This window comes from Pseudomonas sp. 86_A (genome assembly GCF_017491705.1).
Lineage (GTDB): Bacteria > Pseudomonadota > Gammaproteobacteria > Pseudomonadales > Pseudomonadaceae > Aquipseudomonas > Aquipseudomonas koreensis.
Map to the genome: position 1 here is coordinate 265,269 of NZ_JAFGYS010000005.1, position 23,721 is coordinate 288,989.

Genomic DNA, 23,721 nt, shown 5'->3' on the forward strand with positions numbered 1-23,721 from the left:
CCTTAAATGACCGACTATAAAGCCACGCTAAACCTTCCGGACACCGCCTTCCCAATGAAGGCCGGCCTGCCACAGCGCGAACCGCAGATCCTGCAGCGCTGGGACAGTATTGGCCTGTACGGAAAGTTGCGCGAGATTGGCAAGGATCGTCCGAAGTTCGTCCTGCACGACGGCCCTCCGTACGCCAACGGCACGATCCACATCGGTCACGCACTGAACAAGATTCTCAAGGACATGATCATCCGCTCGAAGACCCTGTCGGGTTTCGACGCGCCGTATGTTCCGGGTTGGGACTGCCACGGCCTGCCGATCGAGCATAAGGTTGAAGTGACTCACGGCAAGAACCTGGGCGCGGACAAGACCCGCGAGCTGTGCCGTGCCTACGCCACCGAGCAGATCGAAGGGCAGAAGACCGAGTTCATCCGCCTCGGCGTGCTGGGCGACTTCGCCAACCCGTACAAGACCATGGACTTCAAAAACGAGGCCGGTGAAATCCGCGCCCTCGCCGAAATCGTCAAGGGCGGTTTCGTGTTCAAGGGCCTCAAGCCGGTGAACTGGTGCTTCGACTGCGGTTCGGCCCTGGCCGAAGCGGAGGTCGAGTACGAGAACAAGAAGTCCTCGACCATCGATGTGGCCTTCCCGATCGCTGATGAAGCCAAACTGGCTGCCGCGTTCGGTCTGCCGTCGCTGAGCAAGCCTGCCTCGATCGTGATCTGGACCACCACCCCGTGGACCATTCCGGCCAACCAGGCGCTGAACGTTCACCCGGAATTCAACTACGCGCTGGTTGATATCGGCGACAAGCTACTGGTGCTGGCAGAAGAGCTGGTTGAGGCCTGCCTGGCGCGCTATGGCGTCGAAGGCTCGGTCATCGCGACCACCACCGGTAAAGAACTGGAACTGATCAACTTCCGTCACCCGTTCTACGACCGTCTGTCGCCAGTGTATCTGGCTGACTACGTCGAACTGGGCGCTGGCACCGGCGTGGTTCACTCCGCCCCGGCCTACGGTGTGGACGACTTCGTGACCTGCAAGAAATACGGCATGGTCAACGACGACATCCTCAACCCGGTGCAAAGCAACGGCGTTTACGTGCCGTCGCTGGAATTCTTTGGCGGCCAGTTCATCTGGAAAGCCAACCCGGCCATCGTCGACAAGCTGACCGAAGTCGGTGCGCTGATGCACACCACGGTCATCGAACACAGCTACATGCACTGCTGGCGCCACAAGACCCCGCTGATCTACCGCGCCACCGCGCAGTGGTTCATCGGCATGGACAAAGAGCCGGTCAGCGGCGACACCCTGCGTGTGCGCTCGCTCAAAGCCATCGAAGACACCAAGTTCGTTCCGGCCTGGGGCCAGGCGCGTCTGCACTCGATGATCGCCAACCGTCCGGACTGGTGCATCTCCCGCCAGCGCAACTGGGGCGTGCCGATCCCGTTCTTCCTCAACAAGGAAAGCGGCGAACTGCACCCACGCACCGTCGAACTGATGGAAGAAGTCGCCAAGCGCGTTGAAGTCGAAGGCATCGAAGCCTGGTTCAAGCTCGACGCCGCCGAACTGCTGGGCGACGAAGCGCCGCAGTACGACAAGATCAGCGACACCCTCGACGTCTGGTTCGACTCGGGCACCACCCACTGGCACGTGCTGCGCGGTTCGCACCCGATGGGCCACGAGAGCGGCCCGCGTGCCGACCTGTACCTGGAAGGTTCCGACCAGCACCGCGGCTGGTTCCATTCATCGCTGTTGACCGGCTGCGCCATCGACAACCACGCGCCGTATCGTGAACTGCTGACCCACGGTTTCACCGTCGACGAGTCCGGCCGCAAGATGTCCAAGTCGCTGGGCAACGTGATCGCGCCGCAGAAAGTCAACGACACCCTGGGCGCCGACATCATGCGTCTGTGGGTCGCTTCGACCGACTACTCCGGCGAAATGGCCGTGTCCGAGCAGATCCTGCAACGCAGCGCGGACGCCTATCGCCGCATCCGTAACACTGCGCGCTTCCTGCTTTCCAACCTGACCGGTTTCAACCCGGCCACCGACCTGCTGCCGGCTGAAGACATGCTGGCGCTGGATCGCTGGGCCGTGGACCGTACGCTGCTGCTGCAACGCGAGTTGCAAGAGCACTACGGCGAATACCGTTTCTGGAACGTCTACTCGAAGATCCACAACTTCTGCGTGCAGGAGCTGGGTGGTTTCTACCTCGACATCATCAAGGACCGCCAGTACACCACCGGCGCGGATAGCAAGGCCCGCCGCTCGTGCCAGACCGCGCTGTTCCACATCTCCGAAGCGCTGGTGCGCTGGATCGCCCCGATCCTGGCGTTCACCGCCGACGAGCTGTGGCAGTACCTGCCGGGCGAGCGTAACGAGTCGGTGATGCTCAACACCTGGTACGAAGGTCTGACCGAACTGCCGGAAGGCTTCGAGCTGGGTCGCGCGTATTGGGATCGCATCATGGAAGTGAAGGTTGCGGTCAACAAAGAGATGGAAATCCAGCGCGCGGCCAAAGCCGTCGGTGGCAACCTGCAGGCCGAAGTCACGCTGTTCGCCGAAGACGCGCTGAGCGCCGACCTGGCCAAGCTGAGCAACGAACTGCGCTTTGTCTTGATCACCTCGACCGCCAGCGTTGCGCCGTTCGTTCAGGCACCTGCCGACGCGGTCGCCACTGAAGTCAGCGGCCTGAAACTGAAGATCGTCAAATCGGCCTTCCCGAAATGCGCCCGTTGCTGGCACTGCCGTGAAGACGTTGGCGTGAACCCGGAGCACCCGGAAATCTGCGGTCGTTGCGTGGACAACATCAGCGGCGCCGGCGAGGTCCGTCACTATGCCTGATTCCGTTGGCCGTTTCGGACGGCTGAGCTGGCTCTGGTTGAGTTTGCTGGTTCTGGTCATTGACCAGGCCAGCAAGTTCTACTTCGAAAACAAGCTCGAAATGTTCCAGCAGATCGTGATCATTCCCGATTACTTCAGCTGGACCCTGGCTTACAACACCGGCGCGGCGTTCAGCTTCCTGGCTGATAGCTCCGGGTGGCAGCGCTGGCTGTTCGCCCTGATCGCGATCGTGGTCAGTGCGGTGCTGGTGGTCTGGCTCAAGCGTCTGGGGCGCAACGATACCTGGCTGGCTATCGCACTGGCACTGGTGCTGGGCGGTGCGCTGGGCAATCTGTATGACCGTATTGCCCTGGGCCATGTGATCGACTTCATCCTGGTGCACTGGCAGAACCGCTGGTACTTCCCGGCGTTCAACTTCGCCGACAGCGCCATCACCGTTGGCGCGATTATGCTGGCCCTGGATATGTTCAAACCGAAGAAAACCGGAGAAGCCGTTCATGACTGAACAGGTATTGGCTGAGCAACGCATCGGTCAGAACACGGAAGTCACCTTGCACTTCGCATTGCGCCTGGAGAACGGCGACACGGTCGACAGCACCTTCGACAAAGCCCCGGCGACCTTCAAGGTCGGCGACGGCAACCTGCTGCCGGGTTTTGAAGCGGCACTGTTCGGTTTCAAGGCCGGCGACAAGCGCACGCTGACCGTCGAGCCGGAAAACGCCTTCGGCCAGCCGAACCCGCAAAACGTGCAGATCATCCCGCGTTCGCAGTTCGTCGACATGGAGCTGTCGCCGGGGTTGCTGGTGATCTTCAACGATGCGGCCAATACTGAGCTGCCGGGTGTGGTGAAAGAGTTCGACGACGCGCAAGTGACCATCGACTTCAACCACCCGCTGGCCGGCAAGACGCTGACCTTTGACGTCGAAATCATCAACGTCAAAGCGCTGTAAAAGTACACGGGAGCCTTTGTGGTGAGGGGATTTATCCCCGATGGGGTGCGAAGCACCCCCAATACCTGATACCGCGGATCCATTCAGAATCGCAGTGACGGGATCGGGGGCGCTTCGCACCCATCGGGGATAAATCCCCTCGCCACAGGGCTCGCTCCCACAGTTTTCGTTATTTCTTGCGCGCAAGACACGAGGCACAGCATGCAAATCAAACTCGCCAACCCACGTGGCTTCTGCGCCGGCGTGGACCGGGCGATCGAAATCGTCAACCGCGCCCTGGAAGTCTTCGGGCCGCCGATCTACGTGCGTCACGAAGTGGTGCACAACAAGTTTGTCGTCGAAGACCTGCGCAGTCGTGGCGCGATCTTCGTCGAGGAACTGGATCAGGTGCCGGACGACGTCATCGTGATCTTCAGTGCCCACGGCGTTTCTCAGGCCGTGCGTAGCGAAGCCGCCGGTCGTGGCCTGAAAGTATTCGACGCCACCTGTCCGCTGGTTACCAAGGTACACATCGAAGTCGCCAAATACAGCCGCGACGGCCGTGAGTGCATCCTGATCGGCCACGCCGGTCACCCTGAAGTCGAAGGCACCATGGGCCAGTACGACGGCAGCAATGGCGGCGCGATCTACCTCGTCGAAGACGAAAAAGACGTAGCCGAACTGCAGGTGCGTAACCCGGAAAAACTGGCGTTCGTGACCCAGACCACGCTGTCCATGGACGACACCAGTCGGGTGATCGATGCCCTGCGCACACGTTTCCCGGCCATCGGTGGTCCGCGCAAGGACGACATCTGCTACGCCACACAAAACCGTCAGGATGCGGTCAAGCAATTGGCCGACGAATGCGATGTGGTGCTGGTGGTGGGCAGTCCGAACAGCTCCAACTCCAATCGCCTGCGTGAGCTGGCCGAACGCATGGCCACGCCGGCCTACCTGATCGACGGCGCCGAGGATCTGCAGAAGAGCTGGTTCGATGGCGTCGAGCGCATCGGCATCACCGCCGGTGCCTCCGCGCCGGAAGTGCTGGTGCGCGGCGTGATCCAGCAACTGCAGGAGTGGGGCGCGACCGGTGCTGATGAGCTGGCCGGGCGCGAAGAGAACATCACGTTCTCGATGCCGAAAGAACTGCGCGTTCGCTCGATTTAACGCTTTTCGTTTTCTCGCACAGCGCCTGCGCGTTTTTTTCCCGGGTCAGGCGCACTCGACCGGTCGCCGCCAGCACCACCTGAAGCTGGCTGACCGGCTCGCGTGCCGAACACAGATGTAACGTCCCTGCCTGAAACGCCCGCCCGGGCATCAACGGTTGCCCCAGACTGCTGAAACGCACGTAACGACTGACCGCCCAGTTGCCGACAATCGGTACCCGCCTGTCATTCGCCTGCTCCTGCAGCAGCGGATTGTCGCGGTCCTGCGGGCCCTTGCCGCTGATATCCAGAATTATCCGCCAGCCCTGACTCCAGTCGTCGTTGATACCGTGAATCACCACGCTCTGATTGCGCGTGATGGCCTGCGTGCGGGCATTGCGAATGCCATCGAGCAAGGACTGCGCCGCGTGGTCACGCTGGGTCGATTCGCTGAAGGCGGCAAACGCCGGACTGACCAGCGCCAGAACAATCGCGCCAATCGCCAGTCCCATAAGCAATTCAATCAGACTGAAACCCTGTTGTGGCATGAGCAGTTCCTCCCTGAAGCATGAGGCCCGACGCAATCCTTGCGCCGGGCAGGGCAAATCAACCGACACGGGCCGGTTGAATGTTCTAGTTTGTAGAGGCAGGTATAGCCGACGGCAACGGAGGGCATCGATGGATCATCGTACAAAAGGTTTCACGCTGCCCGAGTTGCTGGCCGCGGTCGCCGTGATGGTGATTCTCATCACCCTGGCGGTGCCGGGTTTTACCCGTTCGATCCAGAGCAGCAAGGCCGACACCGAAATGGGCGATCTGCAGCGGGCCATCAACTATGCGCGGCTCGAGGCGATCAATCGCGGCGTGACCACGCGGCTGCGGCCCAGCGCTGGTGGCAGTGTGTGGACCGGCGAGTTGTCGGTTTACGACAGTACTGGCACTCCGGCCAATGTATTGCGGGTTGTTCCAGCGATGAGCAGCGGCGCGACTCTGACGCTACCCTCAGGAGTGACCGCACTGGATTTCAATAATCTGGGTGGTCTGGCGGCCCCGTCGACGGCGGTGGCCATCAGTTACGTGTTGGGAACGCAAAGCAGGACGCTGAACGTGTGTCTGAACGGACGAATTCAATCGGGTGGAAGTTGCGGATGAGGGCAGGGAGTAAGCAGGCACAGGAGGGCATGTCGCTGATCGAGGTGTTGGTCGCGTTGCTGATTTTGACCGTCGGCATATTGGGCGCGGCAGCCGTGCAACTCAATGCGCTGAAGTACACCGACAGTTCGCGGATGACCAGCCAGGCGAGTTTCATCGCCTACGACATGATGGACCGCATCCGCGCCAACGCCGCCGCCGATTACACGATTACGCCGCCGACTTCGGGCAACCTCAGCGTCGCCCGCGATCAGGATCTCTACGACTTCAGCACCAACATCGTCAATTTCGGCGGGCCGACGGCCACCGGCACGATCAGCCTGAACCAGCGGGTGTACACCATCACCATCAACTGGAATGACTCACGGGCCGCGAATGCCACTGGCACCACGCGCAGCTTCGTCCTGACCAGCCGTGCCACGGTCGATCCGGTGGCCACGCCATGAAGCACTCCAATCGTGGCTTTGGCCTGATCGAAATGCTCATCGCTTTGGCGCTCGGGCTGATCATCGTACTCGGGGTAGTGCAGACGTTCCTTGCCGCGAAAAACACTTACCTCAGCCAGAACACGGCGGCGGCGATGCAGGAAGACGCCCGCTTTGTGTTGAGCAAAATGATTCAGGAGCTGCGCATGGTCGGCATGTTCGGCTGTCTCGGCAGCATTACCGACGCGAGTTCCGCAGGGGATTTCAACGCAGCACAAATCACCCCGATCAGTTGGGACAACAGCAACCTCAAGCTGACCCTGGTCACCGCCGACGTCGGCGGCAATGGCGGCACGCCGACCTGGACGGTGGTCTCCGATTGTCGCAACAGCGCCACGGCGTATACCGGGTTGCGCGCCGCTGCCAGCGGGCAGATCGCCTTTCCGATTCGCCGCCTGATCTACAGCTTCAGCAACAACCAGATCCTCATGGGCACCGGCAGCGGCACCCCGACCCAGCAGGTGCTGGTGAACAACGTCAGTGCCTTCAGCGTCATGTTCGGCTTGGCGACATCAGCCACCGATGTCGCGGCGTCCTCCTACAGTGCCAACCCCAGCGACCCGGCGCGCATCCGCAGTGTGCGCCTGAGCCTGACCCTCACCGACCCGAACAACCGGGTGGCCAATCAAACCTTCAACGTGGTTGCCGCGTTGCGCAACCGCTTGCAGTGAGGGCCGGGTCGATGAGGATTTCTTTGCAGCAGAGGCAATCCCAGCGTGGCATGGTGCTGCTGGTCAGCCTGGTGTTTCTGTTATTGCTGACATTGGTTGGGCTGTCATCGATGCAGAGCGCCAACCTGCAGGAAAAAATGGCCGGCAGTGTCAGCTTGCGCAATCAGTCGTTCCAGACTGCCGAAGCAGCGTTGCGCATCGGCGAAAGTGCGGTGCAGCTCGACGGTTTTTCGCTGGCCGTGTGTGCCAGCACCACACAATGTGCGCCGCCGGCAGAGTCCTCGGTGGTCAGTGCGGCGGGGCTCAATTCGACTTCCGGGGTAACGTGGATCGCTGCCGGTAACGGCTTTTATGGTGTGCAGAACATCGGTACCACCCTGACGGCGGTGAATGTGCCGAGCAACACGTCGGCGACCCTGTATCGAGTGACTGCGGTCGGTATCGCCGGCACTTCGCGCAGCGTGGTGGAGAGTGTCTATGCGAAGTATTGAGCGTTGCTGGACGTTATTGGCCGGCATGCTGCTGAGCCTGTATCTGGCGGCGCCGGCGTATGCGTTCACGCCGTCCGATTCGCCACTGTTGAGCGCTGCGGCGGTGCCGCCCAACGTGATGTTGTTGATCGACGATTCCGGCAGCATGAACAGCATCATTTACGCAGCGGGATTCGATCCGAACGTCACGCGTACACCGGCCCGGCAGTGCAATGCGTTCCTTGGGCTGTGCTCGGCATTGAATGCGCCAGCGATTACTGGCGATCCGGTGTTTTTATCGAGTCTGCCGACCTCTGGTTGTTCCGGCGGCGCCTTCGCCTTCTACAACAACAGCATTGCGCCGTTGTGCCTGAAGCTGCCGGACCCAGTGGGCGGCGGCAACACCCGCTACACGGGTGATTACATCTCCTATGTGGTCGGGCTGGCGATCAACAACGGCACGCACGACTTCACCACCGGCGCAATCCCCAACGACTACCGGATCAACGTGGCGCGCAACGTGTCCACCGCACTGGTCACCAGCAACCGTACCTTGCGCATGGGCCTGTCGACCTTCAACCCGGTGACCAGCAACAACCCCGGCAATGGCGGTTACATTGCCCGCGCCATCAGCGACCTGGCGCCGGTCTCCGGCAGCGTGACCCAGGCCCAGGCCGATACCAACTACAACGCGCTGATTTCATCGATCAACGGCTTGAGCGCCGTGGCCAACACGCCGCTGGCAGAAACCTATTACGAAATCACCCGCTACATGCGCGGCATGGCGCCGTACTACAACAGCACGCCGACGACCTACACCAGTCCGATCCAGTACCGCTGCCAGAAAAACTATGGCGTGGTGATCACCGACGGTCTGCCGACTTACGACCGCACCTTCCCGAGCAACGACCCGCTGGGTGGCAGTCGCCTGCCGAACTGGGACGGCATCAACAATGACGGCAACAACCTCAATGGCGATAACGAGGGCGACACGCTGTACTTGGATGACATCGCCAAGTTTGCCTTCGATATCGACATGCGTTCGACAGGCACCGATCTCGCGGGCAAGAGCTGGAGCTCGGCGGATTTTCCCAAGCAGAACATGAACACCTACACCGTGGGTTTCACTGCCGACAACGACATGCTTTCGGATGCGGCCAGCTACGGGCAGGGCCGTTATTATCAGGCGACCGACAGTGCCGGCCTCAATGCTGCGCTATCCTCGGCGTTGAGCGACATCACGTCCAAGGCAGGCTCCGGAGGCAGTGGTGTCACCAGCGGCACCACGCTGGCCAGTGGCACCAGTTACTTCCAGACCAGCTATGACCCCAAGGACTGGCGCGGCACGATCAAGTCCTTCGGCTTCACCTCGGCTGGCGCGGTGAATACCGCGGCGGCCTTGTGGACCACCGACACCACTATCGTTCCGGGCGCGACCGCACCGACCTATCAATCGTGGAACACCACCAGCAACGCCGCTGTGACCCTGGCCTACGGCAACTTTTCCGCTGCCCAGCAGACCACGCTCAGCCAGAGTCTGCCCAGCGGCATCAGCGGCAACGATCTGGTGGAGTGGAGCAAGGGCACCAACAAGACCGGGCTGAAGGTACGCAGCGTATTGCTCGGCGACATCATCAACTCGCCGCTGGTGCTGGCCTCGCCCAGCGATAAAACCGCCTCTGACCTGTCGGGCGACACTACCTACACCACGTACCTGACCACCAAAGCGGCGAACATGAACGCCAATCTGGTGGTGAATGCCAACGACGGTTTCGTCAACGTCATCAACTCGGCCAACGGCACCCGGCGCTACGCCTACATGCCGTCCAGCGTGTTGCCGTCGCTGCGGCTGATTGCCGACCCGGCGTACATCAATGGCGTCAGCCATAAGTTTCTGGTGGACGGTCAGGTCGGGGTTTACGACCTTCAGTTCAACAGTGCCTGGAAAACCGTCGCCATTGGCGGTACCGGCGCCGGCGGCAAGACCTTCTATGCGCTGCAACTGTTCGATGCGGCCGCGGGGAATGTTCTCAATGCCCTGTGGGAAGTCAGTGCACCTGCCACAGCGAACACCGCCAACGCCTTTAATGATCTGGGTTACGCCTACGCCCGGCCGGAAGTGGCACGCTTGGCCGATGGTCGCTGGGCGGCGTTCATCGCCAATGGCTATGGCAGCAACTCCGGAGTGGCGGCGTTGTATGTGCTGGATGTGCGTGACGGTTCACTGATCAAGAAAATCGTGATCGACAGCAGCGAAACCACCAATGGCCTGTCGTCGGTGAAGCTCAAGGTCAACTCTTCGAACGTGGTGCAGGCCGCTTACGGCGGAGATTTGAAAGGGCGTTTGTGGAAGTTCGATCTGAGCGCGACCACCACTGACAGTTGGGGCGTGGCGTTTTCCGGCAAGCCGTTGTTCACCACGGCGGGCGGGACAACCCAGCCGATCACCGCGCAGCCGCTGCTGGCGGACAATTCACTGGGGGGCAAACAGGTTTTTTTCGGCACCGGCAAATTCAACGAGACCGCCGACAAGACCAACAAGGATTTGCAGGCGTTTTATTCGGTGTGGGATGCCGATGGTGGTTCCGGGCAACTTACGGTCAGTAGTTTGCAGGCGCAAGCAGTGACCGGGGTGTTCTCCGGCAGCACCGGACAGTTCATCACCACCAGCCAGAACGACACGACTTATCCGGGGGAGAAGGGCTGGTATCTGCCCTTGGTGTACAACAACGTACTGACCGGTGAACGGGTGATCAATCAGGCCAGCCTGGTGCTCGGGCGCATCGTGTTTACCACCGCCAGTGTCGACACCACGGACCCGTGCGCCAGTTTCGGTACCGGCAAACTGGTCGAACTCGATGCGTTCAGCGGTAAGATGCTCAACTACGCGGTGCTCGACACCAACGCCGATGGCGTGGTCGACAGCAACGACACGATCTCCAGCGGCGTGGTGTTCACCGGTGGCATTCCGACCCTGAACGCCATCGTCAACGGCGCTACGCGCAAGATCGTCAACGATTCCAGTGGCACCGTTACCACGCTGGTGGAAAAATCCGGCGGCGGCAGCCGTCGTATCATGTGGCGGCAAATACAGTAAGTGAGAGTTTGAGGCATGCGCAGATTCAACCGAGGCTTCACCCTGATCGAAATCATGATCGTGATTGCGATCATCGGGATCATCATCACCATCGCCGCACCGAGCTACACCGAATACCTGAAAAAGGGCCGGCGCGCCGAGGTGGTCTCGTTGCTCTCGGAGCAGGCGCAGAGCCTCGAACGCTTCTATACCAAGAACAACGTCTACACCGGCATCACCGGCCTGAGCACGGGCAATGACTTCTACACGCTCACCCCGACCATTGCCGACCAGACCTTCCTGCTGACTGCCACCCGCAAGGCTGGCACTGCCATGGCGACCGACAAGTGCGGGGACTTCACCCTGACCAATACCGGCGTCAGAAGCATGAACAACGCTACCACCGGGCTGACCACCAAGGATTGCTGGGGCCGCTGAGGTACCTTCTTAAGGGCGCCTTTTTGCGCCCACTGTCTTTTTTACGGTTGGATCAAACATGACCAGGCAACAGCAAGTGGTGATTGTCGGTGGCGGGGTGATTGGCCTGCTGACCGCCTACAACCTCGCCTCCGAAGTGCGCAGCGTGGTGCTGCTGGATCGCTCGAATGTCGGCCAGGAATCGTCCTGGGCCGGTGGCGGCATCGTTTCCCCGCTGTACCCGTGGCGCTACAGCCCGGCAGTCACCGCGCTGGCGCATTGGTCGCAGGATTTTTATCCACAGCTGGGCGAGCGCCTGTTTGCCGATACCGGCGTTGATCCTGAAGTGCACACCACCGGCCTGTACTGGCTGGACCTGGACGATGAAGCCGAAGCGCTGGCCTGGGCAGTGCGGGAAAACCGTCCGTTGCGGGCTGTGGATATCTCGGCGGCGCACGACGCGGTCCCGGTGCTGGGCGGCGGTTTTTCTCGGGCGATCTACGTGGCCGATGTGGCCAACGTCAGAAACCCACGACTGGTGAAGTCACTGAAAGCGGCGTTGCTGGCGCTGCCGAATGTGACTATTCACGAGCAATGCGAGGTCAGCGGGTTTGTGCGTGACGGGGCGCGGGTGGTGGGCGTTGAGACGTCCAAGGGCCTGATCAGCGGCGATCAGGTCGTGCTGACGGCCGGGGCGTGGAGCGGTGATCTGCTCAAGACCTTGGACCTGACCCTGCCGGTGGAGCCGGTCAAAGGCCAGATGATTCTCTACAAGTGCGCGGCGGATTTCCTGCCGAGCATGGTGCTGGCCAAGGGGCGTTATGCGATTCCGCGTCGCGACGGGCACATTCTGATCGGCAGCACCCTGGAGCATGAAGGTTTCGACAAGACTCCGACCGATGTGGCCCTGGAGAGTCTCAAGGCTTCGGCCGTCGAACTGCTGCCAGCGCTGGCCGAGGCCGAAGTGGTGGGGCATTGGGCGGGTTTGCGTCCAGGTTCGCCGGAGGGGATTCCCTACATCGGGCGGGTGCCGGGCGTTGACGGCTTGTGGCTGAACTGCGGGCATTACCGCAACGGGCTGGTGCTGGCGCCAGCGTCGTGCCAGTTGTTTGCCGATGTGATGCTGGGGCGTGCGCCGATTATCGATCCGGCGCCGTATGCGCCTGCGGGGCGGATTTAGAGTCAGGATCAAAAGATCGCAGCCTTCGGCAACTCCTACAGGGAACGCATTCCAATGTAGGAGCTGCCGAAGGCTGCGATCTTTTAGGGGCTAATCCAGTCCCAACTTCTTCAGCCGATAGCGCATCGACCTGAACGACAGACTCAAGCGTTGCGCCGCCGCCGTGCGGTTCCAGCGGGTTTCCTCCAGCGCCTGCAGGATCAGTTTGCGCTCGACGTTCTCCAGATAGTCCTCAAGGTTGTCGATCTGCGTCAGGTCGGCAATGCTGCCCTCGACCGCGCCATGCCCTTCGCTCAAACGCAAATCCTCAGCCTCGATCAACTGGTTTTCGCACAGCGTGTGCGCTCGTTCGAGGACGTTCTCCAGTTCCCGTACATTGCCCGGAAAGCGGTAGCGTTTCAGTGCTTCAAGCGCTTGCGGATGCAGGCGCGCAGCCGCCTGGCCGCTACCGCTGGCCAGACGCTGGAGCATGTGCGTGGCCAGCGCTTCGATGTCGTCGCGCCGCTCGCGCAAAGACGGCACCCGCAGTTCGATCACGTTCAAGCGGTAATACAGATCCTGGCGAAAGCGCCCGGCGGCGACTTCCGCTTCGAGGTCCTTGTGGGTGGCACAGAGAATGCGCACATCGACCACGGTTTCCTGCTGGCCGCCGACACTGCGCACAGCCTTTTCCTGAATGGCCCGCAGCAGTTTGACTTGCATCGACAGCGGCAGGTCCGCCACTTCATCGAGAAACAGGGTGCCGCCGTGCGCGGCCTGAAACAGGCCGGGTTTGTCGTCCACCGCGCCGGTGAAGCTGCCCTTGCGGTGGCCGAAAAACTCGCTTTCCATCAGTTCCGACGGAATCGCCCCGCAGTTGACCGGCACGAACGGCTGATGGGCGCGTGGCCCCTGTTCGTGAATCAGCCGCGCGACCAGCTCTTTGCCGCTGCCCGACTCACCGCTGATATAGACCGGGGCCTGACTGCGGGCGAGCTTGTCGATTTGTTTGCGCAGCGTGCGCATCGGTTGCGAGTCACCCAGCAGTCGACGGTCGATCGACGTGACGCTGCCGCCGGCGGCAGGCATGCGCAGTGCGGTGTTGACCAGTTCGCGCAGGCGGGTGAGATCGACCGGTTTGGTGAGGAAGTCGAAGGCCCCGGCTTTCAAGGCGTTGATCGCGGTTTCCAGGCTGCCGTAGGCGGTGATCATCGCCACGGGCAGTTGTGGATAACGTTGCTGGATGTGCTGCACCAGTTCCAGCCCCGTACCGTCTGGCAGGCGCATGTCGGTCAGGCACAGGTCGAACGTATTGCGCTGCAACAGCGCCTGGGCCTCACCGAGGTTACGCGCGCTGAAGGTGTCGAGTTTCATCCGTCCCAGGGTGATTTCCAGGAGTTCGCGGATATCCGGTTCGTCGTCGACGATGAGGATTTTTTGCCGTGGGCTCGTGTTCAACTTTGTTTCCGTCCGTGAGCAAAGGTGATGCGAAAGCAGCCGCCGCCTTGGCGTGGTTTGAAGTCTAGGCGCGCCTGGTTGCTTTCGCACAGCTCACGGGACAGATAAAGCCCAAGGCCGGTGCCCTGGCTGCTGGTGGTGAAGAAGGGTTCGAACAGATGCGGTTGTTGATCCACCGGCACGCCGGGGCCGTTGTCCTGGACTTCGAGCACCGCCAACTGGCTGTCAGGATCGATGAACAGCACCAGCCAGACTTCGGCTGGATCATGCAGCAGCGCGCTGTGGCGCCAGCCATTGCGTAACAGGTTGTCGAGAATTTGCGTGAGCTGGTCAGGGTCCATCAGTGTGATGAAGTCCCCGGAATTGATCCGCAAATGAATCAACTGCCGGTCAGTGGCCTGTTCGCGGCTTTCAGCGACGAACTGTTCCAGCCACGGCTTGAGATCCAGTCGTTGCGGAGCGCTCTGCTGGCGACGCGACAATTGCAGGACGTTTTCGATGACTCGGTTCATGCGCTGGGAGTGGTCTTGAATGATCTGCGTCAGACGCCGATCAGCGCTATCGAGTTCCTCGGACTCCGCCAATAGCTGCGCGGCATGACTGATGGCGCCCAGCGGATTGCGGATTTCATGGGAAATCCCGGCGGTCAGGCGCCCGAGCGCGGCCAGTTTGAGCTGCTGGGCTTGCTGGGCGACTTGCGCCAGATCTTCAAGAAACACCAGGGTTTGCTGGTTGGGGCTTTGTTCAAGGGCGATGAAGTTGGGTTGCAGCTCCAGGCCGTTGCCGGGAATCTTCAGGCTTTGCGGGCGCAGGGTCGGGTTGTTCAGCCACAACTGCAGGCGATCGACCAGCGGCTTGGAGTAGTCGTCGATCAAATGCCCTTCAAGATGCGACTGGGCCAGCAGGCTTTTCGCGCTGTGGTTGGCCAGTTGCACCCGGCGCTGTTCGTCGAGCACCAGGATGCCGGTGCGCATGCGTTGCAGAATCAGGGCGTTGAGGGCTTCGAGGCTGATGACTTCGCTGGCGCGCTGTTCGGCGAGGTGCTCGCTGACTTCCAGACGCCGGACCAGGCCCTGGACCAGCCATGAGGCGGCAAAGCACAAGGCGCCGAGGGTGCCGGCCTGCAGGTAATCGTTGGCGCTCAGGGGATGGCTGAAACCCAACAAGAAACTTGAACCGACAATGCCGAGGGCGCCGATGGCGGCAATCAGCAGGCCGATGCGCCGCCGCAGCAAAGTGTTGCTGATCGCCACCGAGACAATCAGCAGGTTGCCGATGGCGCTGGCGACCCCGCCCGCCGCGTAGAACAAACCGCACAGCAGCAGGACATCCACCAGCGCCAGGCTGAACAGCTGCGCCGGGCGGCGGGTGTTTTCCAGAAACACCACCAGCAGGATGTTCAGCACCAGATACAGCCAACTGCCGCTGCGCAGCAGGTCGTCGTCGGCCGACGTCAGCAAGCGGTTGTCCATGTTGCTGGAGATCAACAGCACCAGCGTGATGCCGACGCTTAAACGGTAGAGATGATAAAGGCGCAGCAGACGCTGAGCCTGTTTGCTGTCGGCGTTGTCGGCCTCAGCGATCACTGGAGCCTGGGCCTTGCTCAAGGTGAGCCTGGCTGCAATACCACTGTTGCTGAAGGTTCAGCGCGCGATCGCGCGGCAGGTGCACGCCGCAATGGGCGCAACGCACCATCGGCGCGGCGTCCTGCTCGCGGGGCGCTTGGGCAGACGAGGCGGGCGCCTTGAATTTACGCCACAGCCATACCGCAGCGAAAATCAGGACAATCCAGAACAATAAACGAAGCATGATGGGCGGCTTTTCGGCTAATGATTCGGCAGTTTAGCCAAGGAGCCGGCAGGCGCACAGACTATTAACGCGCAGGTATGAAAAAGGGAGATCCGCAGATCTCCCTTTTTTGGACAGCCGGTGTGATCAGTCGAACACGCCGAAGGTCATGTAGCTGAACCACGAGCGGTCGTCATTGTTGCCGGTGGCTTCGTGTTCTTCTTCGATCACGTCGCCATTGTCGTCTTTAGGCTTGAGCTCGTTCGGGATCGCGTCTTTCGCGTCCTGGAACTGCTTCTGCACGTCCTGGTTGGCGCGGGTTTCTCCCGGCGGCAGCGGTGGACGCGATTCGATCAGGCCCAGGGTTGCCTTGCTCAGGAACGAACGGTTGTCGGCTTCGGCAACCGAAGGCACGAACTGACCATCCTGCAGGCTTGGGTGGTTCGGGTAGTTGAGTTTCAGGGTTTCCAGGCTGGTGGCGGCCAGGTCGTCCAGGTGCAGACGCTGGTAAGCCTCGGTCATCACCGCCAGGCCGTCGCCGACCGATGGGGTTTCCTGGAAGTTTTCCACCACGTAACGGCCACGGTTGGCGGCAGCCACATACGCCTGACGGGTCAGGTAGTAGTCGGCCACGTGGATTTCGTAGGCAGCCAGCAGGTTGCGCAGGTAGATCATGCGCTGCTTGGCGTCCGGCGCGTAGCGGCTGTTCGGGTAGCGGCTGGTCAGTTGGGCGAACTCGTTGTACGAGTCGCGGGCAGCGCCCGGATCACGCTTGGTCATGTCCAGCGGCAGGAAGCGCGCCAGCAGGCCGACGTCCTGGTCGAACGAGGTCAGGCCCTTGAGGTAGTAGGCGTAGTCCACGTTCGGGTGCTGTGGATGCAAACGGATAAAACGCTCGGCGGCGGACTTGGCAGCTTCCGGCTCAGAGTTTTTATAGTTGGCATAAATCAGTTCAAGCTGTGCCTGATCCGCGTAGCGACCGAACGGATAGCGCGACTCCAGAGCCTTCAGCTTGGCCGTGGCACTGGTATAGCTGTTGTTGTCCAGGTCGGTCTGAGCCTGCTGGTACAGCTCGGCTTCGCTCAGGTTTTCGTCGACGACTTCCTTCGATGAGCAAGCAGCGGTCAATGCGAGGATGGCGATCAGCAGCAGGTGTTTCACTTGCATGGCGGCTTGCGTCCCTATGACGGCCGCTGTCTTGGGCGGGGCCGTCCTGTTATGATGAGCGCCCCGTTGAAAAGCCTCGGGGCAAAAGACGCCGTATTTAACCACAAGCGCGCAGCCGAAACCAAAGGCTGTGCCGACGCCCAGTCAGAGCATGTCCGATAAAATTGAACTTCGCGCAGAGGTGCCGTCCGATTTGGGCGGCCAACGCCTCGATCAAGTCGCCGCCCAACTCTTCGCTGAGCACTCACGCTCGCGCCTTTCCGCCTGGATCAAAGAAGGTCGCCTGACTGTGGACGGAGCGGTCATCCGCCCCCGCGACATCGTGCACGGCGGTGCCATCCTTGAGCTGACTGCCGAGCAGGAAGCCCAGGGCGAATGGATCGCCCAGGACATCGAGCTCGACATCGTCTACGAAGACGACGACATCCTGGTCATCAACAAGCCTGCGGGCCTGGTTGTGCACCCGGCTGCCGGCCATGCCGATGGCACCTTGCTCAACGCCTTGCTGCACCACGTGCCGGACATCATCAATGTCCCGCGCGCCGGTATCGTGCATCGCCTGGACAAGGACACCACCGGTCTGATGGTGGTGGCCAAGACCATTCAGGCGCAGACCAAACTGGTTGCACAGCTGCAAAGCCGCAGCGTCAGCCGGATCTACGAGTGCATCGTGATCGGCGTGGTGACGGCCGGTGGCAAGATCAACGCCCCGATCGGCCGTCACGGCCAGCAGCGCCAGCGCATGGCGGTGATGGAAGGCGGCAAGCCGGCCGTCAGCCACTACCGCGTGCTGGAGCGGTTCCGTTCGCACACCCATGTGCGGGTCAAACTGGAAACCGGTCGGACCCACCAGATCCGTGTGCATATGTCGCACATCAACTTCCCGTTGGTCGGCGACCCGGCGTACGGCGGTCGTTTCCGCATTCCGCCTGCCGCGAACCCGACCATGGTCGAGTCGCTCAAGCACTTCCCGCGTCAGGCCCTGCACGCGCGTTTCCTCGAGCTGGATCATCCGACCACCGGTGAGCGCATGAGCTGGGAATCGCCGCTGCCGGAAGATTTCGTCTGGCTGCTGACCCTGCTCAAGCAGGATCGCGAGGCATTCGTCGGATGAACTGGCTGACGCCGGACTGGCCTGCGCCGGCCAGCGTCAGGGCCTGCGTCACCACCCGCGAGGGGGGTGTCAGCGAGGCGCCGTTCGACAGCCTCAACCTCGGCGATCATGTCGATGATCGCCCGGAGGCCGTTGCCGAGAATCGTCGGCGTCTGACCGATCACTTCTCGATCAAGCCTGCCTGGTTGCAGCAAGTGCACGGGATCGTCGTGGCCCATGCTGATCCGGCTGTGGTCGCCACCGCCGATGCCAGTTGGACGGCCACTCCGGGTATTGCCTGCGCGGCCATGACCGCTGATTGCCTGCCGGCATTGTTCTGTGATCGTGCCGGCACGCGCGTTGCGGCGGCTCATGCCGGTTGGCGCGGGTTGGCGGCGGGTGTGCTTGAAGCTACCCTCGATCATCTCGACACCGCTCCGGCGGACGTGCTGGTCTGGCTCGGCCCGGCCATCGGCCCGACAGCGTTTGAGGTCGGCCCGGAAGTACGTGAAGTCTTCGTCAATCAACTCCCCGAGGCGGCATCAGCCTTCGTCCCAAGCCACAATGCTGGCAAGTTCATGGCCGACATCTACCTGCTGGCGCGCCTGCGTCTGGCTGAGCGAGGTGTCACTGCGGTTTATGGCGGCGGTTTCTGCACCGTGAACGATCCGCGCTTCTTTTCTTACCGCCGTGCGTCGCGCACCGGTCGCTTTGCCTCCCTCGTTTGGCTCACCCGCTAGACTTGCCTGACCTGAATCAACTCTCTGACGCTTGAATCTCCCAGAATCGACCGCATCTACAGTGGTATCTGGCAGGTTTCTTTATTCAGGATGGTTTCTTAGGTCCGGCCTGCTCAAAAGGAAGGTGACCCATGCGTATAGACCGTTTAACCAGCAAATTACAGTTGGCGTTATCCGACGCCCAATCCCTGGCCGTTGGCCACGATCATCCGGCCATCGAGCCGGCGCACTTGATGCAAGCCATGCTTGAACAGCAGGGTGGTTCGATCAAACCCCTGTTGATGCAAGTAGGCTTTGACGTCAACAGCTTGCGCAAAGAGCTGACCAAAGAGCTCGATCAATTACCGAAAATCCAGAACCCGACCGGCGACGTCAACATGTCGCAGGATCTGGCGCGCCTGCTCAATCAGGCCGATCGCCTGGCCCAGCAAAAGGGCGACCAGTTCATTTCCAGCGAACTGGTGCTGCTCGCCGCGATGGACGAGAACAGCAAGCTCGGCAAACTGCTGCTCGGCCAAGGTGTGAGCAAGAAAGCCCTGGAAAACGCGATCAACAACCTGCGCGGTGGTGAGGCCGTCAATGACGCCAACCACGAAGAGTCGCGTCAGGCGTTGGACAAGTACACCGTTGACCTGACCAAGCGCGCCGAGGAGGGCAAGCTCGATCCGGTGATCGGCCGTGACGACGAAATTCGTCGCACCATTCAGGTTCTGCAACGCCGGACCAAGAACAACCCGGTGCTGATCGGCGAGCCTGGAGTGGGTAAAACCGCGATTGCCGAAGGTCTGGCCCAGCGCATCATCAACGGCGAAGTGCCGGATGGTCTCAAGGGCAAGCGTCTGTTGTCGCTGGACATGGGCGCGCTGATTGCCGGTGCCAAGTACCGCGGTGAGTTCGAAGAACGCCTGAAATCCCTGCTCAATGAACTGTCGAAGCAGGAAGGTCAGATCATTCTGTTCATCGACGAACTGCACACCATGGTTGGCGCCGGTAAAGGCGAAGGCTCGATGGATGCCGGCAATATGCTCAAGCCGGCACTGGCGCGCGGTGAGCTGCATTGCGTCGGCGCCACCACGCTCAACGAGTACCGCCAATATATAGAGAAGGACGCGGCCCTCGAACGGCGCTTCCAGAAAGTCCTGGTGGACGAGCCGAGCGAAGAAGACACCATTGCCATCCTGCGTGGCCTTAAAGAACGTTATGAGGTGCACCACAAGGTGGCGATCACCGACGGCGCGATCATCGCCGCGGCCAAGCTCAGCCATCGCTACATCACTGACCGGCAGTTGCCGGACAAGGCCATCGACCTGATCGACGAGGCCGCCAGCCGCATTCGCATGGAGATCGACTCCAAGCCGGAAGTGCTGGATCGTCTGGAGCGCCGCCTGATTCAGTTGAAGGTGGAATCCCAGGCACTGAAGAAAGAAAGCGATGAAGCGGCCATGAAGCGCCTGGAAAAACTCCAGGAAGAAATCGTCCGCCTTGAGCGTGAGTACTCGGACCTGGAAGAAATCTGGAACTCGGAAAAAGCCGAGGTGCAGGGTTCGGCGCAGATTCAGCAGAAGATCGAGCAGTCGCGTCAGGAACTGGAAGCCGCGCGCCGTAAAGGCGACCTCAACCGCATGGCCGAATTGCAGTACGGGGTGATCCCGGATCTGGAGCGCAGCCTGCAAATGGTCGACCAGCACGGCAAGAGCGAAAACCAGTTGCTGCGCAGCAAGGTGACCGAAGAGGAAATCGCCGAAGTCGTTTCGAAGTGGACCGGTATTCCGGTATCGAAAATGCTCGAAGGCGAGCGCGACAAGCTGATGAAGATGGAAAGCCTGTTGCACCAGCGTGTGATCGGTCAGGACGAGGCGGTGGTGGCCGTGTCCAACGCGGTACGGCGTTCCCGTGCCGGGCTGGCGGATCCGAATCGTCCGAGCGGCTCGTTCATGTTCCTCGGCCCGACCGGTGTCGGTAAAACCGAGCTGTGCAAGGCGTTGGCCGAATTCCTCTTTGATACTGAAGAGGCGATGGTGCGGATCGACATGTCCGAGTTCATGGAGAAACATTCCGTGGCACGACTGATCGGTGCACCACCGGGCTACGTGGGCTACGAGGAGGGCGGTTATCTGACCGAAGCGGTACGTCGCAAGCCTTACTCGGTGATCCTGCTGGATGAGGTCGAGAAGGCGCACCCGGATGTGTTCAACATCCTGCTGCAAGTGCTGGAGGATGGACGACTGACCGACAGCCACGGGCGCACGGTGGATTTCCGCAATACCGTGATTGTCATGACCTCGAACCTCGGTTCGTCGCAGATCCAGGAACTGGTGGGAGATCGTGAGGCGCAGCGGGCAGCGGTGATGGACGCGCTGACCAGTCACTTCCGTCCCGAGTTCATCAACCGGGTCGACGAAGTGGTGATCTTCGAGCCATTGGCGCGGGATCAGATCGCGGGCATTACCGAGATCCAGCTGGGCCGTCTGCGCAGCCGTCTGGCCGAGCGCGAGCTGAAGCTGGAACTGAGTCCGGAAGCGATGGACAAGTTGATTGCCGTTGGCTACGACCCGGTTTATGGCGCACGTCCTCTCAAACGTGCGATCCAGCGCTGGATCGAAAACCCTTTGGCGCAGTTGATCCTGTCGGGGCATTTCCTGCCGGGCGACACGGCGACCGGCAAGGTCGTGAACGACGAAATCGTTTTCGACTGAGCGGCAAAGCCAATGAAATAAGGAAGGCCTCGCTTTGCGAGGCCTTTTTTTCGTTAGGCTGTTGAACTCTAAGGAAAAGGCTTGTAAAGTGCGCCCCGCAGTCAGTCACCCGCAGCATCTCAGCTCACTGAGCTGAAATCTGAAATAAGTTGCAAATCATTAACTTGAAAGCGATTTAGGGGGTTGACAGAGGTGTTCTAGGTTGTAGAATAGCGCGCCTCAGACACACGAACGCAGCGATGCGAACGATGTCTGGAAGCTGTAAGATTCACCGTTGTAAATTGAAATATGTAGTTCCGTGATAGCTCAGTCGGTAGAGCAAATGACTGTTAATCATTGGGTCCCAGGTTCGAGTCCTGGTCACGGAGCCAATTTCAAACCGGGGTATAGCGCAGTCCGGTAGCGCGCCTGCTTTGGGAGCAGGATGTCAGGAGTTCGAATCCCCTTACCCCGACCATTTTTGGGTCGTTAGCTCAGTTGGTAGAGCAGTTGGCTTTTAACCAATTGGTCGTAGGTTCGAATCCCACACGACCCACCATTTTTGAAACCAGGTTACACTGGGATCGAATCTTAAGATCAGAGGCCAAAAGCGCTGATCGAAGAAGGCGATCTTTGAAAGATCGCCTTTTTTTTACCGGGGTATAGCGCAGTCCGGTAGCGCGCCTGCTTTGGGAGCAGGATGTCAGGAGTTCGAATCCCCTTACCCCGACCATATTAAAAATCCTCGTATCGAAAGATACGGGGATTTTTTTTGCCTGCAAAAAACTCTCGATCGCACCGCAGAAACAAATATGGGAGCGAGCCTGCTCGCGAAGGGGGTGTGTCATTCAACAATGGCGTCGACTGACACACCGCTTGCGCGAGCAGGCTCGCTCCCACATTTTTTAGATCAGTGCAGCTTCAGGCGTGGCTCAGTCCCGCGACCGATCTTGCTGCCCAGCATCAGCATTGCCGTGCGGAACGGCCCGTACAGCGCCATCTGGTGCATGCGGTACAGCGAGACGTAGAACATCCGCGCCAGCCAGCCTTCGAGCATCACGCTGCCGGTCAGGTTGCCCATCAAGTTACCCACAGCCGAAAAACGCGACAGCGAAATCAGCGAGCCGTAGTCGGTGTACTTGTACTCCGGCAGGGATTTGCCTTCGATGCGCAATTTCAGCGATTTGGCAAGCAGCGACGCTTGTTGGTGCGCGGCTTGTGCACGTGGCGGCACGTTGCGATCCGAACCCGGTTGCGGGCAGGCGGTGCAATCACCGAAGGCGAAGATGTTTTCGTCACGGGTGGTCTGCAGCGTCGGCAATACTTGCAGTTGATTGATGCGGTTGGTTTCCAGACCATCGATGTCCTTGAGGAAACCCGGCGCACGGATACCGGCGGCCCAGACTTTCAGGCTGGCCTTGATCTCATTGCCATCGGCCGTGATCAGACTGTCGGCGGTCACTTCGCTGACCGACGCGTTGGTCATCACGTTGACCCCGAGCTTTTCCAGAGTCTTGTGCACCGGCCCGCTGATGCGCTCCGGCAGGGCGGGCAGCACCCGTGGGCCGGCTTCGATCAGGGTGATGTGCATGTTTTCCGGTTTGATCCGGTCCAGACCGTATGCCGCCAGCTCATGCGCGGCGTTGTGCAGTTCTGCCGCCAGTTCGACACCGGTGGCGCCGGCACCGACGATGGCCACGCTGATCTGTTCGATCACGTCGGTCTGCCCGGCATGGGCGCGCAGGTAGTGGTTGAGCAGTTGCTGGTGGAAGCGCTCGGCCTGTTTGCGGGTGTCGAGAAACAGGCAGTGCTGCGCTGCGCCCTGGGTACCGAAGTCGTTGGTGGTGCTGCCGACGCTGATCACCAGCGTGTCGTACGGCACTTCACGAGCCGGCACCAGCTCTACGCCGTTCTCGTCGTAGGTCGCCGCCAACTGGATTTTTTTCTCTGCGCGATCAAGCCCGCTCATGCGCCCCAGCTGGAACTCGAAGTGGTTCCATTTGGCTTGGGCAACATAGTTGAGTTCGTCTTCGGAAGAGTTCAGCGATCCGGCGGCCACTTCGTGCAGCAGTGGTTTCCAGATGTGCGTCAGGTTCGCGTCGACCAGCATCACACTGGCCGTGCCGCGCTTGCCCAGAGTCTTACCCAGACGGGTAGCCAGCTCCAGACCGCCGGCGCCGCCGCCGACAATAACAATACGATGGGACATGGGGATAACTCGCAAGGTTTTTAAAGGAAATCGGTGCGGTTACCCGAGCGAGCGCGAGGCAGCTCATAGCGTCAGGTAACTGATAAGTCGGCTCAGCAGGCCCAGACCAACGGTCACTGCAACCACCAGCACGAGGAGCATCCACGGCCGGAAAGGCCGGCGCTCGACTCGGTGTTGGGACAACTGCAGGTACTCTTCGACATGCTTCTGGTCTTCGGGGTTCAGGCGGCTGGTCATAAAGGCCTCGTC

Annotated in this window: 21 protein-coding genes and 4 tRNA genes; 18 read left to right on the plus strand and 7 right to left on the minus strand. The window is 60.7% G+C overall.

What is annotated here, in order from left to right:
• Positions 1-6 precede the first annotated feature (6 nt).
• From ileS to ispH, 4 genes are all read left to right on the plus strand, one after another.
• Positions 7-2,838 (plus strand): isoleucine--tRNA ligase, encoded by a 2,832-nt coding sequence (gene ileS / locus J5M57_RS10150; RefSeq protein WP_169843330.1) that lies wholly within the window; start codon positions 7-9, stop codon positions 2,836-2,838.
• Positions 2,831-3,343, plus strand: a complete 513-nt coding sequence (lspA, locus tag J5M57_RS10155) for a signal peptidase II (RefSeq protein ID WP_169843331.1) — start codon at positions 2,831-2,833, stop codon at positions 3,341-3,343. The genes ileS and lspA overlap by 8 nt, the downstream gene beginning before the upstream one ends.
• Positions 3,344-3,350: 7 nt before the next feature.
• Positions 3,351-3,788, plus strand: a complete 438-nt coding sequence (gene fkpB, locus J5M57_RS10160; protein ID WP_169843368.1) for an FKBP-type peptidyl-prolyl cis-trans isomerase — start codon at positions 3,351-3,353, stop codon at positions 3,786-3,788.
• A 201-nt stretch (positions 3,789-3,989) separates the two neighbouring features.
• On the plus strand, positions 3,990-4,934 hold the full coding sequence (gene ispH / locus J5M57_RS10165) for a 4-hydroxy-3-methylbut-2-enyl diphosphate reductase (RefSeq protein WP_207849069.1): 945 nt from the start codon (positions 3,990-3,992) through the stop codon (positions 4,932-4,934).
• On the opposite strand, the gene J5M57_RS10170 is transcribed toward ispH, so the two are convergent.
• The gene (locus tag J5M57_RS10170) at positions 4,891-5,460 is read right to left on the minus strand and encodes a GspH/FimT family protein (protein ID WP_207849070.1); all 570 of its coding nucleotides are present in this window, start codon (positions 5,458-5,460) and stop codon (positions 4,891-4,893) included. The genes ispH and J5M57_RS10170 overlap by 44 nt on opposite strands.
• Before the next feature lie 130 nt (positions 5,461-5,590).
• On the opposite strand from J5M57_RS10170, the gene J5M57_RS10175 reads away from it, so the two are divergent.
• Genes J5M57_RS10175 through thiO form a run of 7 tightly spaced genes read left to right on the plus strand, consistent with a single transcriptional unit; the run spans position 5,591 to position 12,363 of the window.
• Positions 5,591-6,064, plus strand: a complete 474-nt coding sequence (locus tag J5M57_RS10175) for a GspH/FimT family pseudopilin (RefSeq protein WP_207849071.1) — start codon at positions 5,591-5,593, stop codon at positions 6,062-6,064.
• Positions 6,061-6,510, plus strand: coding sequence for a type IV pilus modification protein PilV (pilV, locus tag J5M57_RS10180; protein ID WP_083367878.1), 450 nt, complete (start codon positions 6,061-6,063; stop codon positions 6,508-6,510). The genes J5M57_RS10175 and pilV overlap by 4 nt, the downstream gene beginning before the upstream one ends.
• Positions 6,507-7,220, plus strand: coding sequence for a prepilin-type N-terminal cleavage/methylation domain-containing protein (locus tag J5M57_RS10185; protein WP_169843334.1), 714 nt, complete (start codon positions 6,507-6,509; stop codon positions 7,218-7,220). Before pilV ends, J5M57_RS10185 begins: the two co-directional genes overlap by 4 nt.
• Positions 7,221-7,231: 11 nt before the next feature.
• Positions 7,232-7,711, plus strand: a complete 480-nt coding sequence (locus J5M57_RS10190; RefSeq protein WP_207849072.1) for a PilX N-terminal domain-containing pilus assembly protein — start codon at positions 7,232-7,234, stop codon at positions 7,709-7,711.
• Positions 7,698-10,787, plus strand: coding sequence for a PilC/PilY family type IV pilus protein (locus J5M57_RS10195; protein ID WP_207849073.1), 3,090 nt, complete (start codon positions 7,698-7,700; stop codon positions 10,785-10,787). The genes J5M57_RS10190 and J5M57_RS10195 overlap by 14 nt, the downstream gene beginning before the upstream one ends.
• Positions 10,788-10,802: 15 nt before the next feature.
• Positions 10,803-11,204, plus strand: a complete 402-nt coding sequence (locus tag J5M57_RS10200) for a type IV pilin protein (protein ID WP_064589246.1) — start codon at positions 10,803-10,805, stop codon at positions 11,202-11,204.
• A 58-nt stretch (positions 11,205-11,262) separates the two neighbouring features.
• Complete coding sequence (gene thiO / locus J5M57_RS10205) at positions 11,263-12,363, plus strand: glycine oxidase ThiO (RefSeq protein WP_207849074.1); 1,101 nt, start codon at positions 11,263-11,265, stop codon at positions 12,361-12,363.
• Positions 12,364-12,453: 90 nt separating this feature from the next.
• Here thiO and J5M57_RS10210 read toward each other — a convergent pair whose 3' ends face one another.
• The 4 genes from J5M57_RS10210 to J5M57_RS10225 form a co-directional block, all read right to left on the minus strand.
• Positions 12,454-13,800 carry a sigma-54 dependent transcriptional regulator gene (locus J5M57_RS10210; protein WP_207849075.1) on the minus strand — a complete coding sequence of 449 codons (1,347 nt, stop codon included), beginning with the start codon at positions 13,798-13,800 and terminating at the stop codon, positions 12,454-12,456.
• Positions 13,797-15,386 carry an ATP-binding protein gene (locus tag J5M57_RS10215; RefSeq protein WP_207849092.1) on the minus strand — a complete coding sequence of 530 codons (1,590 nt, stop codon included), beginning with the start codon at positions 15,384-15,386 and terminating at the stop codon, positions 13,797-13,799. The genes J5M57_RS10210 and J5M57_RS10215 overlap by 4 nt, the downstream gene beginning before the upstream one ends.
• The gene (locus J5M57_RS10220; RefSeq protein ID WP_082920358.1) at positions 15,376-15,609 is read right to left on the minus strand and encodes a PP0621 family protein; all 234 of its coding nucleotides are present in this window, start codon (positions 15,607-15,609) and stop codon (positions 15,376-15,378) included. Before J5M57_RS10220 ends, J5M57_RS10215 begins: the two co-directional genes overlap by 11 nt.
• Positions 15,610-15,735: 126 nt before the next feature.
• Entirely contained in the window at positions 15,736-16,755 is a 1,020-nt protein-coding gene (locus tag J5M57_RS10225) for an outer membrane protein assembly factor BamD (protein WP_207849076.1), read from the minus strand.
• A 151-nt stretch (positions 16,756-16,906) separates the two neighbouring features.
• On the opposite strand from J5M57_RS10225, the gene rluD reads away from it, so the two are divergent.
• The 7 genes from rluD (at position 16,907) to J5M57_RS10260 (ending at position 21,996) form a co-directional block, all read left to right on the plus strand.
• Positions 16,907-17,869, plus strand: coding sequence for a 23S rRNA pseudouridine(1911/1915/1917) synthase RluD (gene rluD / locus J5M57_RS10230; protein ID WP_007963852.1), 963 nt, complete (start codon positions 16,907-16,909; stop codon positions 17,867-17,869).
• Positions 17,866-18,588, plus strand: coding sequence for a peptidoglycan editing factor PgeF (gene pgeF / locus J5M57_RS10235; RefSeq protein WP_207849077.1), 723 nt, complete (start codon positions 17,866-17,868; stop codon positions 18,586-18,588). The genes rluD and pgeF overlap by 4 nt, the downstream gene beginning before the upstream one ends.
• Positions 18,589-18,719: 131 nt before the next feature.
• Positions 18,720-21,284 carry an ATP-dependent chaperone ClpB gene (clpB, locus tag J5M57_RS10240; protein ID WP_064589239.1) on the plus strand — a complete coding sequence of 855 codons (2,565 nt, stop codon included), beginning with the start codon at positions 18,720-18,722 and terminating at the stop codon, positions 21,282-21,284.
• 295 nt (positions 21,285-21,579) lie between these two features.
• Positions 21,580-21,655 (plus strand) — tRNA-Asn (locus tag J5M57_RS10245).
• Positions 21,656-21,664: 9 nt separating this feature from the next.
• Positions 21,665-21,741: transfer RNA gene (locus tag J5M57_RS10250), tRNA-Pro, on the plus strand.
• A gap of 5 nt (positions 21,742-21,746) precedes the next feature.
• Positions 21,747-21,822, plus strand: a tRNA-Lys gene (locus tag J5M57_RS10255).
• 97 nt (positions 21,823-21,919) lie between these two features.
• A tRNA-Pro gene (locus J5M57_RS10260) sits at positions 21,920-21,996 on the plus strand.
• 177 nt (positions 21,997-22,173) lie between these two features.
• On the opposite strand, the gene J5M57_RS10265 is transcribed toward J5M57_RS10260, so the two are convergent.
• Together J5M57_RS10265 and J5M57_RS10270 are read right to left on the minus strand one after the other, a co-directional pair.
• Positions 22,174-23,472 (minus strand): NAD(P)/FAD-dependent oxidoreductase, encoded by a 1,299-nt coding sequence (locus J5M57_RS10265; protein WP_207849078.1) that lies wholly within the window; start codon positions 23,470-23,472, stop codon positions 22,174-22,176.
• Positions 23,473-23,535: 63 nt separating this feature from the next.
• Positions 23,536-23,709, minus strand: a complete 174-nt coding sequence (locus tag J5M57_RS10270; protein WP_169843341.1) for a DUF3094 family protein — start codon at positions 23,707-23,709, stop codon at positions 23,536-23,538.
• Positions 23,710-23,721 lie beyond the last annotated feature (12 nt).

Bases quoted from the DNA above. Each gene is read 5' to 3' on its own strand.
- J5M57_RS10225 (WP_207849076.1), bottom strand. From the start codon at position 16,755: ATGCAAGTGAAACACCTGCTGCTGATCGCCATCCTCGCATTGACCGCT.
- clpB (WP_064589239.1), top strand. From the start codon at position 18,720: ATGCGTATAGACCGTTTAACCAGCAAATTACAGTTGGCGTTATCCGAC.
- rluD (WP_007963852.1), top strand. From the start codon at position 16,907: ATGTCCGATAAAATTGAACTTCGCGCAGAGGTGCCGTCCGATTTGGGC.
- J5M57_RS10265 (WP_207849078.1), bottom strand. From the start codon at position 23,472: ATGTCCCATCGTATTGTTATTGTCGGCGGCGGCGCCGGCGGTCTGGAG.
- ileS (WP_169843330.1), top strand. From the start codon at position 7: ATGACCGACTATAAAGCCACGCTAAACCTTCCGGACACCGCCTTCCCA.
- J5M57_RS10220 (WP_082920358.1), bottom strand. From the start codon at position 15,609: ATGCTTCGTTTATTGTTCTGGATTGTCCTGATTTTCGCTGCGGTATGG.
- J5M57_RS10195 (WP_207849073.1), top strand. From the start codon at position 7,698: ATGCGAAGTATTGAGCGTTGCTGGACGTTATTGGCCGGCATGCTGCTG.
- J5M57_RS10170 (WP_207849070.1), bottom strand. From the start codon at position 5,460: ATGCCACAACAGGGTTTCAGTCTGATTGAATTGCTTATGGGACTGGCG.
- pgeF (WP_207849077.1), top strand. From the start codon at position 17,866: ATGAACTGGCTGACGCCGGACTGGCCTGCGCCGGCCAGCGTCAGGGCC.
- thiO (WP_207849074.1), top strand. From the start codon at position 11,263: ATGACCAGGCAACAGCAAGTGGTGATTGTCGGTGGCGGGGTGATTGGC.
- J5M57_RS10185 (WP_169843334.1), top strand. From the start codon at position 6,507: ATGAAGCACTCCAATCGTGGCTTTGGCCTGATCGAAATGCTCATCGCT.
- pilV (WP_083367878.1), top strand. From the start codon at position 6,061: ATGAGGGCAGGGAGTAAGCAGGCACAGGAGGGCATGTCGCTGATCGAG.
- ispH (WP_207849069.1), top strand. From the start codon at position 3,990: ATGCAAATCAAACTCGCCAACCCACGTGGCTTCTGCGCCGGCGTGGAC.
- lspA (WP_169843331.1), top strand. From the start codon at position 2,831: ATGCCTGATTCCGTTGGCCGTTTCGGACGGCTGAGCTGGCTCTGGTTG.
- J5M57_RS10200 (WP_064589246.1), top strand. From the start codon at position 10,803: ATGCGCAGATTCAACCGAGGCTTCACCCTGATCGAAATCATGATCGTG.
- J5M57_RS10190 (WP_207849072.1), top strand. From the start codon at position 7,232: ATGAGGATTTCTTTGCAGCAGAGGCAATCCCAGCGTGGCATGGTGCTG.
- J5M57_RS10270 (WP_169843341.1), bottom strand. From the start codon at position 23,709: ATGACCAGCCGCCTGAACCCCGAAGACCAGAAGCATGTCGAAGAGTAC.
- J5M57_RS10175 (WP_207849071.1), top strand. From the start codon at position 5,591: ATGGATCATCGTACAAAAGGTTTCACGCTGCCCGAGTTGCTGGCCGCG.